The 1,283-nt window shown below is 72.6% G+C and carries 1 protein-coding gene and 1 pseudogene; both read left to right on the forward strand.

The window, feature by feature from the left end; translation table 11 throughout:
- Positions 1 to 913 (forward strand): aminotransferase-like domain-containing protein (locus ACFQGU_RS17785; protein WP_386769038.1); only part of this gene is annotated, 913 nt, incomplete at its 5' end.
- 28 nt (positions 914 to 941) lie between these two features.
- Positions 942 to 1,283: pseudogene (locus ACFQGU_RS17790) on the forward strand (D-alanine--D-alanine ligase); the annotation flags it as partial.

Genomic DNA, 1,283 nt, shown 5'->3' on the forward strand with positions numbered 1-1,283 from the left:
CGAGGCGCCGACGTACGTGACCGCGCTGGGCGTGTTCTCGTCGTACCAGTGCGAGGTCGTGCACGTGCCCATGGACGAGCAGGGCATGCGGCCCGACGCGCTGCGCGAGGCGATCGCGTCGGTGCGCGCGCAGGGCAAGACACCCAAGCTGATCTACACGATCCCGTCGTTCCACAACCCGGGCGGCGTCACGCAGGGGCCGGAGCGCCGCATGGAGGTGCTCGAGGCCGCGCGGTCGAACGGCATCCTCCTGCTCGAGGACGACCCCTACGGCCTGCTCGGGTTCGACGGCACGGTGCCGCGCGCGATCCGCGCCGACGAGGCCGAGGGTGTGATCTACCTCGGCACGTTCTCCAAGACGATCGCGGCCGGCCTGCGCGTGGGCTGGGCGGTGGCGCCGCACGGTGTGCGCGAGAAGCTCGTGCTCGCCAACGAGACAGCCACGCTGTGCCCGTCGAACCTCACCCAGCTGACGATCTCGGAGTACCTCGCCACCCAGCCGTGGATGGACCAGGTGAAGGTGTTCCGCGAGGTCTACCACGAACGGCGGGACGCCCTGCTCGAGTCGATGGACGCGCTCATGCCCGAGGGCACGCACTGGACCGTGCCGGGCGGCGGCTTCTACTCGTGGGTGACGCTGCCCGAGGGCATGGACGCCACCGCGATGCTGCCGCGCGCCGTCGCCGCGCTCGTGGCCTACGTGCCCGGCACCGGCTTCTACTCCGCGGGCGCCGGCGGCCAGAACTCGCTGCGGCTGTCGTACTGCTACCCCGAGCCCGACCGCATCCGCGAGGGCGTGCGTCGGCTTGCCGGCGTGATGAAGGAAGAGCTCGAGCTCGCGCGGACGTTCGGCTCGCCCACGCACGTGGCCGAACGCACGTCTGCCTCCGCGCCCTACACCGACCTGGCCTAGAACCGTTGCAGCACAAGGGGATTCACGCATGAGCAGCAGCACCACGAGCGGTCGGGTCGTCGTCCTGGCCGGCGGCCTCTCCCCCGAGCGCGACGTCTCGCTGCGCTCGGGCCGGCGCGTGGCCGAGGCGCTGCGGGTAGCGGGCCTCACGGTCGACGTCCTCGACGCCGACGCCGGGCTGCTCGCCTCGCTCGCCGCGGACCGCCCGGTGTGCGTGGTGCCGCTGCTGCACGGCGCCCCTGGCGAGGACGGCGCCGTCCGGGGCGTGCTGGAAGCGCTCGGTCTGCCGTACGTCGGCTCCACGCCCGAGGTGTGCCGCACATCGTTCGACAAGCCCGTGGCCTCCGCGCGCGTGCGCGCTGCCGGCATC

The organism is Longivirga aurantiaca, assembly GCF_042660085.1.
In the GTDB taxonomy this organism is placed as follows: Bacteria; Actinomycetota; Actinomycetes; order S36-B12; family CAIYMF01; genus Longivirga; species Longivirga aurantiaca.